General features: G+C 51.8%; 13 protein-coding genes. 12 read left to right on the forward strand and 1 reads right to left on the reverse strand.

Annotated features, from left to right (window positions below):
- The first annotated feature begins 10 nt into the window (after nt 1-10).
- The 11 genes from QQK89_RS20165 (at nt 11) to QQK89_RS20215 (ending at nt 13,952) form a co-directional block, all read left to right on the forward strand.
- Nucleotides 11-1,972 (forward strand): DHH family phosphoesterase, encoded by a 1,962-nt coding sequence (locus QQK89_RS20165; protein WP_284240469.1) that lies wholly within the window; start codon nt 11-13, stop codon nt 1,970-1,972.
- Nucleotides 1,969-2,415, forward strand: coding sequence for a 50S ribosomal protein L9 (rplI, locus tag QQK89_RS20170; protein WP_284240470.1), 447 nt, complete (start codon nt 1,969-1,971; stop codon nt 2,413-2,415). Before QQK89_RS20165 ends, rplI begins: the two co-directional genes overlap by 4 nt.
- A 205-nt stretch (nt 2,416-2,620) precedes the next feature.
- Nucleotides 2,621-3,994, forward strand: a complete 1,374-nt coding sequence (gene dnaB, locus QQK89_RS20175; protein ID WP_284240471.1) for a replicative DNA helicase — start codon at nt 2,621-2,623, stop codon at nt 3,992-3,994.
- A gap of 200 nt (nt 3,995-4,194) precedes the next feature.
- Complete coding sequence (locus tag QQK89_RS20180; protein ID WP_284240472.1) at nt 4,195-5,481, forward strand: adenylosuccinate synthase; 1,287 nt, start codon at nt 4,195-4,197, stop codon at nt 5,479-5,481.
- 119 nt (nt 5,482-5,600) lie between these two features.
- On the forward strand, nt 5,601-6,323 hold the full coding sequence (locus QQK89_RS20185) for a hypothetical protein (RefSeq protein ID WP_284240473.1): 723 nt from the start codon (nt 5,601-5,603) through the stop codon (nt 6,321-6,323).
- Nucleotides 6,324-6,463: 140 nt separating this feature from the next.
- Nucleotides 6,464-8,020: a LysM peptidoglycan-binding domain-containing M23 family metallopeptidase gene (locus tag QQK89_RS20190; RefSeq protein ID WP_284240474.1), complete on the forward strand. Its 1,557-nt coding sequence runs from the start codon at nt 6,464-6,466 to the stop codon at nt 8,018-8,020.
- Between the two features lie 164 nt (nt 8,021-8,184).
- A complete protein-coding gene (gene yycF, locus QQK89_RS20195) occupies nt 8,185-8,949 on the forward strand; it encodes a response regulator YycF (RefSeq protein ID WP_284240475.1) in 765 nt (254 codons plus the stop codon).
- On the forward strand, nt 8,946-10,796 hold the full coding sequence (gene walK, locus QQK89_RS20200; RefSeq protein ID WP_284240476.1) for a cell wall metabolism sensor histidine kinase WalK: 1,851 nt from the start codon (nt 8,946-8,948) through the stop codon (nt 10,794-10,796). The genes yycF and walK overlap by 4 nt, the downstream gene beginning before the upstream one ends.
- A complete protein-coding gene (locus QQK89_RS20205; protein ID WP_284240477.1) occupies nt 10,793-12,268 on the forward strand; it encodes a YycH family regulatory protein in 1,476 nt (491 codons plus the stop codon). Before walK ends, QQK89_RS20205 begins: the two co-directional genes overlap by 4 nt.
- Nucleotides 12,269-12,305: 37 nt before the next feature.
- Nucleotides 12,306-13,061 carry a two-component system regulatory protein YycI gene (gene yycI / locus QQK89_RS20210; RefSeq protein ID WP_284240478.1) on the forward strand — a complete coding sequence of 252 codons (756 nt, stop codon included), beginning with the start codon at nt 12,306-12,308 and terminating at the stop codon, nt 13,059-13,061.
- A gap of 84 nt (nt 13,062-13,145) precedes the next feature.
- Nucleotides 13,146-13,952: an MBL fold metallo-hydrolase gene (locus QQK89_RS20215; protein WP_284240479.1), complete on the forward strand. Its 807-nt coding sequence runs from the start codon at nt 13,146-13,148 to the stop codon at nt 13,950-13,952.
- Here the strand turns inward: QQK89_RS20215 and QQK89_RS20220 are convergent.
- Nucleotides 13,921-14,142 (reverse strand): hypothetical protein, encoded by a 222-nt coding sequence (locus tag QQK89_RS20220; RefSeq protein ID WP_284240480.1) that lies wholly within the window; start codon nt 14,140-14,142, stop codon nt 13,921-13,923. The genes QQK89_RS20215 and QQK89_RS20220 overlap by 32 nt on opposite strands.
- Nucleotides 14,143-14,295: 153 nt before the next feature.
- On the opposite strand from QQK89_RS20220, the gene QQK89_RS20225 reads away from it, so the two are divergent.
- Nucleotides 14,296-15,663, forward strand: a complete 1,368-nt coding sequence (locus QQK89_RS20225) for a S1C family serine protease (protein ID WP_284240481.1) — start codon at nt 14,296-14,298, stop codon at nt 15,661-15,663.
- The last annotated feature ends 87 nt before the right edge of the window (nt 15,664-15,750 follow it).

Here is a 15,750-nt window from a genome sequence, read left to right on the forward strand (position 1 = left end):
CGAATAGGAAATGCCGAAGTTTCTTGTCACGCGATGGCATGGGATGCATCAGGTCTGGTCTATCGCATTAATGGTACTAATGACCGTGGTGCTTACCTGGTTTTGGTGGGTGCTTGGGGTAATCGGACTTGTTCTTACGATCGCCGTTGCCGTCTATTCAATACTGGCGGAGCGGGCTTTCCGGAAGGATCTGAAGTCTTATCTCGGGACGTTGTCCTACCGGGTCAAAAAAGTCGGGAATGACGTCACTCTTGAGTTGCCTTTTGGCGTTATTTTGTACAATGAAGACCGCTCAATTGAATGGCATAATCCTTACATTGCGCAAATCGCCGGTGAAGAATCCGTTATAGGCATGCCGCTTACGGAGCTCTTCCCGGCATTGCAGCAGGTCAAGGACAAGGAAGGAACCGTTGAAGCGACGGTTGACGGACATGTCTACCAATTGATCTTCAAGCAGAAGGAACGGATTCTGTACGTTCAGGATATTACGCTGCTCTGGCAGGTCAGCAAGCGGTACGACGACGAAAAGCTGGCTATGGGCGTCGTGATGATCGACAGCTTGGAGGAAGTTACGCAAGGGATGGACGACCATCAGCGCAGCTCGCTCCAATCGAAGGTTACGACCGAGATTACGGAATGGGCGCAGCGGTATCAGCTGTATCTGAAGCGGGTAACCTCGGACAGGTTCCTGCTCATTACCGATCAGAAGACGCTGCGGCAACTCGAGCAATCGCGATTCGTCATTCTGGACGAGGTGCGCGAAATGACGGCGGATCAGAAAATTCCGATTACGCTAAGCATTGGCTTCGCGGCCGGAGCGGAAAGCATCGTTGAGCTTGGCCAATGGGCGCAGTCGAGCCTTGATATCGCGCTTGGGCGCGGCGGTGACCAGGCATCCGTGAAGTTTGGGGGACGCCAGTCGTTCTATGGCGGCAAGACCAATGCGGTAGAGAAGCGCACGCGCGTCCGTGCTCGCGTAGTTGCGCATGCGCTCCGCGATTTGATCAAAGAAAGCGGCAACGTGGTCATTATGGGCCATAAGATGCCGGATATGGACGCCATTGGCGCAGCGATTGGCATCTTGAAGGCAGCTTTGTTATTTGGCAAGGAAGCTTATATTGTATTGGAAGGCGTTAATCCGGCGATTGAGAAAATGATGGAGATGCTTCGGGAAGACGAGAAGTTCTCCAAGCGGTTCATTACGCCGGATCAGGCGCTTGGCTTGACGGACGGCAGGACGCTTGCCATCGTCGTTGATACGCACAAAGCATCAATGGTGAAAGAACCAAAGATATTGTCTCAGACGAACAAAATTGTAGTAGTTGACCATCACCGCCGCGGCGAGGAATTTATCTCAAATGCGATTCTGGTCTATATGGAGCCTTATGCCTCCTCGACCTGCGAGCTAGTTACGGAGCTGCTGCAATATATTCATGACCGGATCCTGCTCGATGTCCGGGAAGCAACGGCGCTTCTGGCGGGCATTACGGTCGATACGAAAAACTTCTCGCTCAGAACCGGGGCCCGTACCTTTGATGCGGCATCGTTCCTGCGCCGCAATGGCGCCGATTCGATGATGATTCAGCGGATGCTGAAGGAAGATCTTGAAGAGTACGTGCGCAAAGCGGAAATTATTAAGCACGCGGAAGTGTTCTATGACCATGTGGCGATTGCCGTAACGGAGCCAGGCAGGAAAATTCCTCAGCTTCTTATTGCGCAGTCGGCCGATACGCTGCTGAATATGACCGATATTTACGCCTCCTTTGTAATAGGAGAGCGGATTGACGGACTGATCGGCATAAGCGCCCGTTCGCTCGGACATATGAACGTGCAGGTTGTTATGGAACGGATGGGCGGCGGCGGCCATTTAACGAACGCAGCGGCTCAACTGGAAGGCACCGTATCGGAAGTGGCAGCCAAGCTTAGAGCTGTACTTGAACAAATTGAAACGGAAGAGGGGTTATTTGAATGAAAGTCATTTTCTTGAAGGACGTTAAGGGCCAAGGTAAAAAAGGCGAGGTTAAAGAGTTGTCGGAAGGTTACGTACGCAACTTCCTGTTGCCGCAAGGTCTTGCCAAGCTGGCATCCGACGGCAATCTGAAGACGCTTGAAGTGCAAAACGCTTCGGAAGAGAAACGCAAAGCAAAAGAAAAAGCAGACGCGGTTGAGCTTGGCAAAAAGCTGGAAGAGCTGAAGATTGTCATTAAAGCGAAAGCTGGCGAAGGCGGCCGGTTGTTCGGGGCTATTACAAGCAAGCAAATCGCAGAAGCTTTAGCTGCGCAAGCCGGCGTGAAGATCGACAAGCGCAAAATTGAGCTGGAAGATGCCATCCGCACCCTCGGCGTAACGCAGGTGCCGGTGAAGCTGCATGTGGAAGTAAAGTCCAAGCTCAACGTTCATGTAACAGAAGAGTAATACTTAATAATGTAATCTATTACGTTAGAAGTAATACGCAATAATACGGCAAGTAATAGCGATGTGAGAGCATCGCTATTACTAATTATATGGCCGGGTTGGAACTTTCTTTATATAGCTTTTGGCACCTTGCAACTGCTACACTGTTCGTTGTGGCTATCATAGATTCGGAGTTAAACATTTTTTCTAAAGGGGAGCATAAAGCATGAGCATGAGTAGCACGGAGCTGATGTTTGATCGGGTGCCGCCGCAGAACCTTGAGGCGGAGCAAGCTGTTATCGGCGCGATTCTGCTTCAGTCGGAGGCGCTGATCACCGCAATGGAGCGGCTGCGCAGCGAAGACTTTTATAGCGTTCCTCATCAACATATATACGAAGCAATGGTTGATCTCGGCGAGAGCGGGCAGCCGGTCGATCTGATTACGTTGACTGCCCATCTGCAGGACAAGCAATTGATCGAAGAGATCGGCGGCGTGTCGTATCTGGCCAAGCTGGCAAGCGCCGTTCCAACGGCCGCTAACGTCGATTATTACGCGCAGATCGTAGAAGAGAAGTCGATGCTGCGGCGTTTGATTCGGACAGCGACGAACATTGTGTCTGACGGCTATGCCAACGAAGAAGAAGTTAGCGTTCTGCTAAGCGATGCGGAGAAAAAGATCCTCGAAATCTCGAACCGGCGTTCGAGCAGCGGATTTATCTCGATCCGCGACGTTCTGATGGAAGTGTTCGAGAAGGTAGAGACGCTCTACAATCAGAAAGGCGCGGGCACAACGGGTATTCCTTCCGGATTTGTCGACTTGGATAAAATGACGGCCGGCTTCCAGCGAAGCGACTTGATCATCATTGCGGCCCGTCCTTCCGTAGGCAAAACGGCGTTTGCGCTGAACATTGCCCAGAACGTTGGCGTCCGCGCCCGCGAGACCGTCGCGATCTTCTCCCTAGAGATGTCCGCGGCGCAGCTTGTTCAGCGTATGGTCTGCGCCGAGTCGAACGTAGATGCGACCCGGATGCGTACCGGTCAGCTCGAGGGCGACGATTGGGAGAAGCTAACGATGGCGATAGGCGCTTTGGCGGAAGCTAATGTATTTATAGACGATACGCCAGGCATTACGGTTGCAGATATCCGCGCGAAATGCCGCCGACTGAAGAAGGAAAAAGGCCTTGGCATGATTCTGATCGACTACCTGCAGCTCATTCAGGGCCGCGGCAAAGCCGGCGAGAATCGTCAGCAAGAAGTATCCGAGATTTCGCGTACGTTGAAACAGATCGCCCGTGAGCTGGAAGTGCCGGTTATCGCCCTTTCGCAGCTTAGCCGTGGTGTCGAGCAGCGTCAGGACAAACGTCCGATGATGTCCGACCTTCGGGAATCGGGTTCGATCGAGCAGGATGCCGACATCGTAGGGTTCCTGTACCGTGACGATTACTACGACAAGGAATCCGAGAAGAAGAACATTATCGAGATCATTCTTGCCAAACAGCGTAACGGCCCGGTCGGTACGGTCGAGCTTGTTTTTCTGAAGCAATTCAATAAATTCGTAAGCTTAGACAGGACCCACGAGGACCCGTCACAGGCATCATAAGGGTTTATATAATATCCGAACAATTGTATGGGCGACTGTGCAATTGTTCGTTTTTTGTTTGACTTCTCTATACGGGACTGCTACACTGTTATTGCTGTCTTTTACCGATCGCCGATCAATTCTGAGTAAGAATCGCGGTTCCGGTTAATGCTAAGACGGTAATTTTCGGTGCTTTAAAATCACCGGACGGGGGTATGTTTATGTCTACGGTTGTTGTTGTCGGTACGCAGTGGGGAGACGAAGGGAAAGGCAAAATTACCGATTACTTGGCGGATGGGGCCGACGTCGTCGCTCGCTATCAAGGTGGTAACAATGCCGGACACACTATTCTCATTGACAACAAAAAGTATAAATTGACGATGATTCCATCGGGTATTTTCAATCAAAATAAAACTTGCGTCATCGGTAACGGGATGGTTATTAACCCGCAAGCGCTGATCGACGAAATTAACTATATTCATGACAACGGCTTCTCTTCGGACAACCTGAAGATCAGTGACCGCGCCCATGTCATTATGCCTTACCATCTCGTGCTGGACGGTCTGGAAGAAGACCGCAAAGGCGAGAACAAAATCGGTACGACTCGCAAAGGCATCGGCCCTTGCTACATGGACAAAGCTGCCCGTAACGGCATCCGTATCGCGGACCTGCTGGATGCAGCGGAGTTCACGGAGAAAACGCGCCGCATGGTCGTGGAGAAAAACCAAATGATTCAGCAAGTATACGGCGGCGAGCCGCTGGACGCGGAATCCATTATTGCCGAGTACCTCGGTTACGCAGAGACGCTTCGTCCTTACGTAACGGATACTTCGGTTGTTCTGAACGATGCAATCGACGCAGACAAGAAAGTACTGTTCGAAGGCGCGCAAGGCGTAATGCTTGATATTGACCAAGGTACTTATCCGTTCGTTACTTCTTCCAACCCGTCTGCCGGCGGCGTATGTATCGGTTCCGGCGTAGGTCCTTCGAAGATCGAGCAAGTAATCGGCGTAGCGAAAGCTTACACTACCCGCGTTGGCGACGGTCCGTTCCCGACGGAGCAAATGAACGCAATCGGCGATCTGATCCGCGACAAAGGCCATGAGTACGGTACGGTAACAGGCCGTCCGCGCCGCGTTGGCTGGTTCGACAGCGTTGTTGTCCGCCATGCTCGCCGTGTCAGCGGCATTACGGGCTTGTCCCTTAACTCGCTGGACGTGCTGAGCGGTCTTGAGACGGTTAAGATCTGTACGGCTTACAAATACCGCGGCGAAGTGATCGAGCATTATCCGGCGAGCCTGAAGATGCTGGCGGAATGCGAAGCGGTATACGAAGAAATGCCAGGCTGGAGCGAAGACATTACGGGCGCGAAGACGCTCGAAGATCTGCCTGCGAACACGCTCAACTACTTGAACCGCGTATCGGAGCTGACAGGTATTCCGATTGCGATCTTCTCCGTAGGACGCAACCGCGAGCAGACGAACGTCGTTCGTCCAATCTACAAATAAGACGTGTTTCCATAGAAGGATAGTCTCTTGCAGCGATGCCGGGACTATCCTTTTTTGTCGTTTTCATAGTTTGCTCGCCCTATTCTTTGACCATAATGGTAGATAGCAGAAGGAAAGGGATGAGCTTAATGTATGTAAAAGCAGCCGTATGGATCGCGAAAATCATAGCGGCGGGTATGATCGTCAGCTTTCTCTCCATATGGACAACCGGATATATCGTTAATAGTTATGTAGAGACGTTGGTCAAACAGTATAACTTGCCAATTGACGTACAGCCGATGGCTTTGTCCGGCGTTTGGGGCAAACTGTGGGGCGCCGAGCCGGCCAAGGGCGAGGATACGGAGAAGACGGGCACGGACGACGCCAATGGCGATGACAAAGTGGCTGTGGACGCTTTTGCCGAGCAGCCGTCGAATGCGCCGCTTACCGATATCGGAATTGGCAGCGGGACGAAGGCAGAGACCGGCACGGATAATGGTACGGGACAGACAGAAGGCCAAACGGACGGCCAAACGAAGGGTCAAACGGATGGCCAAACGGACGGCCAGTCGCAAGGCAGCGCCCAAACCGATGACGATGACGCTCCTTCTATTGACGGATCGGAAACCGCGATAACAACCGAGAATCTGAATGATATGAAAGGCCAAATGAGCGAAGCCGATAAGGATCAATTGTTCGGATTATTAATGAGTAAATTGCCGCAGGAGGCTTGGCAAACGATCTCCGGTTATATGGAAAACGGGCTTACGGATGAGGAAATCACGCAGGTCGAACAGCTGATGGCACAGTATCTCGACCGTGATCAGTATGAACAAATGATGGCAATTCTGAAAAAATATTAATTTCGACTCTTGACAAGAATGGTTGCCGCGTTTATTAAGCGTATGTTAAAGTATTAGGCGGGTGCTCCGACAGGACATTCGTCTTTTTTTATGTCGGAATCCGTATAATATTGCAAGAAAAGTGCGAAAAGGAGACCATCATGACCGTTTTCAGCCCCAAGGATCGTCTCCGGAAGACTCTGAAGCTAGCAACTCAGTTCTTTCGGCCTAGTGATCCGCAAGACTCGAAAGGCAAGAAGCAGCCTCCTTCGACAGGAGAACAGCCACATACGCCTATGTGGAAGAGAAAACCTGTCATGCTTACAGCAGGGGTGCTGGTAGTCCTCGCAGCAGCCGGTATCGGCGGTACCGGATACGTACAAGCGAACACAGTCGATTATTACAACGTATATAAAGATGGCAATCTGGTAGGCTCGATCGGCGACAAAGCGGAAGTGGAGCAGCTGATTCAGCAGCAGACCGAAGAAGTAACAAAAGCAAACCCGAATCTCACCATGGTGCTGGATAAGGGCGAGATTACGTACAGCGGGGAAAGCGGATTTAAGGCAGAACCTGCATCGGAAGAAACGTTAGCCAAACTCAAGGGGCTTCTGACTTCGCATGCCGAAGGCGTGGAGCTGGTCATCGACGGCAAGGTAGCCGGTATCGTGAAGGACCAAGAGACGGCGGATGCGATTCTAAACCGGGTGCAGACCAAATATGCTCCGCAACTGGCCGCGAACAAGAAGAACAACGAAGTAACAACCTTGTCTTACTCCAAGACGGCAGCAACGAAGAAGACGACAACTTCGAATAGCGGCAAGAAGCTGACTGGCGTTAAGTTCGTGGAGGAAGTGAAGACAGCGGAAGTTGATGCTGATCCTTCTAAGATCATGGATGCTAACGAGCTGTACTTGAAGCTTGTGAAAGGCAGCGTTAAACCAACGAAGTATACGGTTCAGAAAGGCGACTGTATCGGTTGTATCGCAACAAAGTTTAACATTTCCGAGCAGGTTATTTACGATAACAACGGCTGGATTGAGCAAGACATGATCAAAGAGGGCGATGTCCTTGATCTGACGGTGCTTCAGCCGGAGCTCACGGTTAAGACGGAAGAGCGCCAGACCGAAACGATTTCCTATGATGCTCCTACTGAAATCCGGCATAGCGATTCGATGAAGCTTGGCGAGTCGAAGGTGCTGGTAGAAGGCAAGAGCGGCAAGAAGACTCTTACATACCGGGTTGTGAAGCAGAACGGTAAAGTGGTTACGGAAGAGCTTGTTGATAGTCAGGTTGCGGTGAAACCAACCGCTGAAGTCGTAGTAAGAGGAACAAAAGTCATTCTTGGCGAAGGCACGGGCCATTTCTCGTCGCCGGTATCCGGCTGGTCGCTGTCGAGCAAATTCGGCCAACGTTGGGGACGGATGCATAAAGGCATCGATATGACGGGCGGCAGCACGATTATGGCACCCGACAACGGCGTCGTTGAATTTGTTGGACAGAAGACGGGTTACGGCAACTGTATTATCGTAAATCACAAGAATGGCTACAAGACATTATACGGCCATCTAAGATCGATTAGCGTGAAGAAAGGCCAGATTGTCGAAAAAGGAGACAAGCTGGGCATTATGGGCAGCACCGGCGAATCGACCGGCGTCCATTTGCATTTTGAAATTACGAAAAACGGCGTGCTTCAAAATCCGTTAAAGTACTTATAATTTAACTTATACCCACAAGAGGCGGTCCATTAACGGACCGCCTCTTTTTTTCTAATAATGAGTTTTATTGGAGACTGCCTGAACGAACTTTAATTGGGAACTTGACGACTCACTATGTTAAAATAAAAGAGTGAAAATAGGACGAGTGACAGGCGGGTGTGACGATGCACGGCAAAATTTTAGTGGTCGACGATGAACAGCCCATTGCAGATATATTGAAATTCAACCTCGAAAAAGAAGGGCATCAGGTAATCTGTGCGTTTGACGGCGGCGAGGCGGTTCGTCTTGCGTTCGAAGAGCAGCCGGATCTTATCTTGCTTGATTTGATGCTGCCGGTAAAAGACGGCATGGACGTATGCCGCGAAGTGCGGACACGCCTGCAGATGCCGATCATTATGCTGACGGCAAAAGATACGGAAATCGATAAAGTGCTGGGACTTGAGCTTGGCGCAGACGATTATGTGACCAAGCCGTTCAGCACGCGCGAGCTGCTCGCCCGGGTGAAAGCCCATTTGCGGCGGCAGCAAAAAACAACCGAAGCCACTGCTTCTTCGGCCGAAAGCGCAAACGGCGGCGATGGCGGCCAGCATGCGGGCGAGAAGCAAGGGCTTAAACTATTCAACCTGTTTATTGATACCGATATGTATGTCGTCTATAAGGATGACGAGCCGCTTGATCTGACGCACCGGGAGTACGAGCTGGTGTATTACATGGCGCGCAACAGCGGCAAAGTAATGACCCGCGAGCATTTGCTGCAAGCCGTGTGGGGCTTTGAATATTTCGGCGACGTACGCACGGTGGATGTGACGATTCGCCGGCTTCGCGAGAAGATTGAAGATGATCCAAGCCGTCCGGAATATATTATGACCCGCCGCGGCCTTGGTTATATGATGCGCAATCCGAAGTCCGGAGGGCTTGGCTACGCATGAGCGGGCGGCGGTTTTTTCGCACCATTCAAGTCAAGTTAGTTATTATCTATCTTCTGCTCATTCTTGTTGCGATGCAGCTCATCGGCGTTTATTTCATCAGTACGGTGAAAGCGTCGCTGACCGATAACTTCACAACAAATTTGAAAGAGCAGGCGGATATTTTGTCCAAGCTGGCGGCGAAGGAGCTTTCCGAGAAACCGAATAGCGATAGTGAAACCGATACGAACAGCACCGAGGATTTAAGTTTGGTCGTCCGCAATTTGTTCAGCATCAGCGGCACCGAGGTACAGGTGCTTGACGGCAACGGACGCGTTGTGGCCACCTCGCTGCAGGTGCCGGAGTCGTACATCGGGAAGAAAAACACGTCGCTGGCGGTCAGCCGCGCGTTAACCGGCATATCGGATAACGAAGAAGAGATTATCGACGAGAACGGCATCCGGAAAAAGGTCATCGCCTTGCCCGTGACGTACAACGATAACGATAAAGTTGTTGGCGCGGTCTACATGGTGGCATCCATGGACAACCTGTACGACACGGTCAACAGGGTGAACCAGATCTTTTTCTCCGGGACCATTATAGCGCTTGGCCTCACCGGCATACTTGGCATTTTGCTTGCCCATACGATTACGAGTCCGATTCAAGGGCTGACCAGGCAGGCGGCGGCCGTGGCGGACGGGAAATTCGATCTGCAGGTGCCGGTGCTTGGCGATGACGAGATCGGACGGCTAAGTCTTGCCTTTAACGATATGACGATTCGGCTGAAGGAGGCGCTTTCGGTCAACGAAGAGGAGAACGAGAAGCTCGCCTCCATTCTGTCGAATATGAGCGACGGCGTTATTGCGGCCGATGAGAACGGCAAGGTGATTGTCTGGAACCGCCGCTCGCAGGAGATGCTGGATGTCCGCACCTGCGAAGGATGCAATCTGCCCGACCTGCTAGGCATGCCGGAGCAGAAATTCCAGGAGCTGCAGATGGGAAGAGAGCAGACCGTTATATTGTCCCGAGGGGATGACGAGGACGCCGGAAGCGATGATGCCGAAGGGGTTCTTCGCGTGACGTTTACGCCCATTCACCGTCGTGATAAAGGGATTACCGGCACGATTGCCGTCCTTCAGGATGTAACCGAGCAAGAAAAGCTGGAGCAGTCGCGCCGCCAGTTCGTGGCGAACGTCTCCCACGAGCTGCGCACGCCGCTCACCACCATCAAGAGTTATGCGGAGGCGTTAAATGACGGCGCTCTGGATGAGCGGGAGTTATCGGAACGGTTCGTTGGCGTTATTCGCAACGAGACGGAGCGGATGATCCGCCTGGTTACCGATCTGCTGCATCTGTCCCGTCTCGATTCGAATCAGGCGCCCTTGCGGCGGCGGAAAACCAACGTCCATGAAATGCTGGACGAAGTGGCCGACCGCTTCTCCTTCCAGCTGCGCCAGAAGTCGATTCGGGCGGCGATTGTCGTTGACCGCGATTTGAAGTCGGCGTGGCTAGACCGTGACCAAATTGATCAGGTGCTTGATAACTTAATCTCCAATGCGATCAAATATACGCTTGAGAGCGGGTCAATCGAGCTTAGCGCCCACAAGCAGGATACCGCAACAATCGCGATTAGCGTGAAGGATACCGGGATCGGTATTCCGAAAAAAGATTTATCGCGTATTTTTGACCGTTTCTACCGGGTGGACAAGGCCCGCTCGCGCAACATGGGCGGCACTGGCCTTGGTTTATCCATTGCCCGGGAAATCGTAAAAGCGCATGGCGGCACGGTTTCTTTGAAGTCGGAGCTGAATGTGGGCACGACCGTGACGTTCACGTTGCCGGCACTGCAAGGGGAAGGTGAGACGGCATGATGGAGAAAGCAAAAACGCTCCTGCTTGTTATGCTCGTTGCATTAAGTTTGATTCAATCCTACTTCCTCGCGTATAGCATGCCGGGCATCGGCGCAACGGTTAAGACCGATCAGGATTTATATAACGCCGATCCGCTAGGCAAAGAGTCGAGCGTGGAGAACGTGATTTTTCCGGAGGAGATTGTGCTCCACTTCGGCGATAACGAGCATACCGTGCTGTACCCGGGCACAACGTTCTACAATATGATTCTGAAAGACCGGATCCAGGGCCGCGAATTTAAAGGTTTCCAGCGCAATCCGGCTAATGTGCTGAACTGGGACGAGGTACGGAAGAACGATATCGGCGTGGAGCTGCGCTTCCAGAACGGCATTCCGGTAGAGCTGCTTAAGAAGCTGCTCAAGGTACAAGGAGATTTGCTGTTCCTGGGCGAAATGATCGACCGGATCTGGATTTTCAAGGCGAAAGATTCGGAGGAAGTACGGACGTTCTTCTTCAGTAGCGACGGCCAGAAGGTATATGAATCAACGCAGGCCGACCTCACGGTCCGGGACGTTCAGGACTATGTCGGCTTTGGCGAATACCAGCCGAAATACCAGATGACCTCCGATGGCATCTATTTGCCGAAGCAGCCGATTCAGTCGGTAGAGATGGTATATCCTTACGAGACCTACTCATCGGAAGTTATGCAGCAGAATTTATTAGGTGATCCGTCGGCTACAAAGGCTTTGTATGACCGAAGCGGCTCGCAGATTTATACGGACGGCAAACGGGGACTACAGATTGAGCAGAAGGGCATGTGGATGATCTTCACGAACCCGGCCGCATCGCAAAGCGAAGAAAATCTGCTTAGCGAGAATGTGTTCTCTTCGATTGAATTTATTAACCAGCATGGCGGATGGGATGGCGTACACCGTTTCATTAATCCGGGGATGAACCAGGATGGGAAAACCGGCAAATATGCGGAGTTCCAACAGTACGTAGATAACTATCCGGTCATTGAAACAAAAGGATTCGAATACGGCAACATACGGCTCACGCTGCAGCAAGGCGTCGTGACGGAATACAGCCGTTCGCTCATTACGCTTGCCGACCGATCGAAGGTAAGAGAAGCGAGATGGCTGCCCGGAGGAGCCCAGCTGCGAACCGCGCTGGATCATTATGACCGGCGTTCCGAGGTTGTCCGGCTGTTCCCGGCGCTGAAGGCACAGCCTCTCGACAATAATGAGCTCAAATTTATTCCGGTTTGGGCGGTACAGCTTGAGGACGGTACGCAGGAGGCGCTAGTTGAGGCTTATCCGGCCGGCTTTGTGCCGCAGGAAATGAAAAATCTATCAAGCATGGGACAAGGCTCGAATAAAGAAACAAACGGCAATAATCAGAATGGGCAAGAGACGGCCTCTAAGGACGGCAACAGCCTATTCGATGATTCGGAACCTTTGCAGCATTCGATAGCGCCTGATAGCCAGGAGTAGGAACAAATAAACCAAATCGATTGGAGGGAGCGAACAGGTGGATTGGGGCAGGGCCAAAAGCGTGCTTATTATGTCCTTCTTGCTGCTTAACGTATTGCTCGGCTATCAGGTATGGTCGAATATCGGCGAGCAGCTGGATGCCAATAAGAATACGGCGGAGCTTCCAAGCGAGACTTACGCCTATATGAAGCAGAAGGGGATTGAACTGTCTGCCAATCTGCCTGTCGTAACCCCTAAGCTGCGGGATTTAACCTACATGCTGCGCAGCGGCAACATGGAGGAACTGCCGGAGACGAAGCTTGAGACGCCGGTTGACAGCCGTATTATTTTCTCCGAGAAGGATCTCCTAAAGACGCTCGGTAGCCAGATTAGCGATCTTGATAAATATAAGTTTGACCCGGCTATGACGCGGGACGGCGTGTTTGTATTGTACCGTGTGGCGGATAACCGCCCAATGTTCGACATTAAGCTGGAGCTGTATTACAGCAATCAGAAAATTACCGGCTTTCGTCAGGTGCGCGTTGATCTGACGGGTACGGGCGAAGCCAAGCTTCAGACCGTATTGCCTGCCTCCAAGGCTATGGCGCCGTTCATCGAGCGGAATCTGCCGGACGGGGCTGTTATAACGGATATTCAGCTAGGTTACCACGGTCAGATGTTTGATACGGAGACGCAGGTAGCGGCTCCGTATTACCGGGTGCTGCTGGAGGACGGGAATGAGTATTACATCCATGCGATTAACGGGGAAGTCGCACAGGTGAAGGAAGAAGTACCGATTGACCGCATACGGTAGCTAGGGTAACTTACAGGCAATCGGATGCGGATGATAGAAAGCTTTTTGTGTCATGGGAGCAGGGGAAAGGACAGAAATAGAGCGATGGGACTTACGTTTACGGTATTGGGAAGCGGATCTACGGGTAATGCGACGATAGTAAGCAACGGGGATAAAATGGTGCTGGTAGATGCCGGCCTAAGCATGAAAAAAATCGATGAGCTTATGCGCGACCAAGGCGTATCCGGCCAGCAGTTGTCGGCGTTGTTCGTCACGCATGAGCATTCCGATCATATTAAAGGGCTCGGCGCTTTTGCCCGCAAGTACGAGCTGCCGATCTTTGCAAACGAAGGGACTTGGGGCGGAATGGAGCGCCATGTCGGTACAATCGCCCCTGAGAAAAGGGTCATTATGCAGACCGGCGAGACGTTGCGTTTCGGCAGCATGGAGGTCTGCTCCTACCCGATCTCGCATGATGCGGCGGAACCTGTCGGTTATACGTTCGTGGATAACGGGGAGAAGCTGAGCCTTGCCACCGACCTTGGTTATATGAGCGACAAGGTGAAACAGGCGATTATCGATTCGGACGTATTGGTGCTCGAGTCGAATCATGACACGGAAATGCTCCGAATGGGGCGTTACCCGTGGAACATTAAGCGCCGTATCTTGAGCGACGTGGGACATTTGTCGAATGTTGCCGCAGGCGAAGCTTTATGCGAGCTGCTCACGGATCGGACAAAAAGAGTGTATCTGGCCCATCTTAGCCTCGACCATAACCTGATGGATCTGGCGATGCTGACGGTGAGAAATGTAATGGAGGATAACGGAATCTTTTTCAAACAAAATGAAAATCCGCTGCGCCCGACCTATCATGACCGGCCTACGCCATGGGATGAAGTGAAGCGGAAATAAACGATTCCAACTGATTGTCGAGCTCATCGGCTTTGGCATTCAGTTCTTCGCGGGTAATTAGCCCCTTGTCCACCAGCAGCTCAAGCATGGCGCTGAGAGTAAGGACGGTCCGGTAATGGTCTTCCTTCAGATCGGCCAGCTTGGCCGCAAGCTCAACTTGCTCCCAGGGGGAGAATGGTTTTGATTTCATAGATACGATTCGCTCCTTTTTCGTTATGATGGAGGAGTATGCGTGTAAATCTATTATTATTGTAGTCTAATCTTCTGAAAACATTCTTAGATTCGAAAAATAGTCTTGTTGATTTTCAAAGGCAAGCACCAAGCATCGAAAGGGGCGGTAACGATGGGATTGTTTGATGACGATTTCTATTCGACCAAAGTATCAAGACGCGCTCGTTCCACTTCCTCGAGGGATGAATTTGCCTTCTCTAATAAAAAAGGAATCCGAAGCTGGTCGAATGTTCAAGTTGCCTTCGTTGCTTCCTTCACTAGCGCAGCGGCCGTATTGTTGTTGTTCGTGCTTGTCTTTGGCGGAGGCGGATTAGACATAGGTTCTAGTGCGGCTAGCGTCTCGGCATCGGGCAGCAATTCGCTCGAGCAGAGAACAATTCAAGCTTCGGCTAAGGTTCGTCCGGCGGTTGTGAGCGTCATTAATGAGCAGACGGTTCCATACGGGCTGCTGCCGGATACGGGCAAGAGTGACGGTCAAGCGGAAGGCGGTACCGCAGAAGAAGGACAGCTATCCGGTTCGAAGCAGGAGGTTGGCGTTGGTTCTGGCGTCATCTATAAGCTAAAAGACGGCAAAGCGTACATCATTACGAATAACCATGTCATTGCCGGAGCGGAATCGGTGAAGGTGATGCTCGTAAACGGCGAGAAACGGGAAGCAAGAATCGTCGGCAGCGATCAGATTACGGATCTGGCCGTTCTCGAGATGGACGGCAAAGACATCAAGACGGTAGCCCAGATTGGACAATCGTCCAAGCTTCAGCCAGCTGAATTCGTTCTGGCGATTGGCAATCCGCTTGGTCTAGGCGATTCGCTATCGATGGGGATTGTAAGCAAGACCCACCGTGTTGTGCCGGTATCCTTGAATGAGGACGGCGTGTACGATTGGCAGCAGGAAGTGATTCAGGTCAACGTATCGATTAACGAAGGCAACAGCGGCGGGCCGCTTATTGATATGGACGGCAAGGTCGTCGGGATCAACAGCATGAAGATTGCCGAGGTTGGCGTTGAAGGGTTAGGTTTTGCGATTCCGATCGATAATGCAATGCCGGTTATAGATAGTCTGATGGACAAAGGTTATGTATCCCGTCCATATCTTGGCGTGTACACCGTTGATTTGGAGCAGTATTTCGCCCAGAAGAATATGGACGGTCAAGCGGCTGCAGGCGACGGTACAACCGAGCAGGGACAAGGAGCAACGCCTGGCGGTGAAGCTACGGATCTGCCGGAGCTCAATTTGCCGGATGAAGTATTCGAAGGCGTTATTGTCCTGGAGGCGGTTGGACCGGCGCAGGAAGCGGGCATCAAGCTCAATGACGTGATCGTCAAGCTCGACGATAAGAGTATTAGCAGCACGATGGAGCTTCGCCAATATTTGTACGAAGAGAAGCATATCGGCGACGAGATTAAAGTCACCTACTACCGCGGCGGCAAGCTGAAGACAGCGTCGTTCAAGCTGGCGGAGAAAACAAAAGACGAATAACGCGTGAAGGAAAAGCTGTGGTGACGGGCAACTGTTGGCACGGCTTTTTTTGCTTGCGTACAAGAACCTCCCCGACTAAAGTCTAAC

Origin of the sequence: Paenibacillus glycanilyticus (assembly GCF_030161375.1) — a bacterium.
Taxonomy (GTDB): Bacteria; Bacillota; Bacilli; order Paenibacillales; family Paenibacillaceae; genus Pristimantibacillus; species Pristimantibacillus glycanilyticus_B.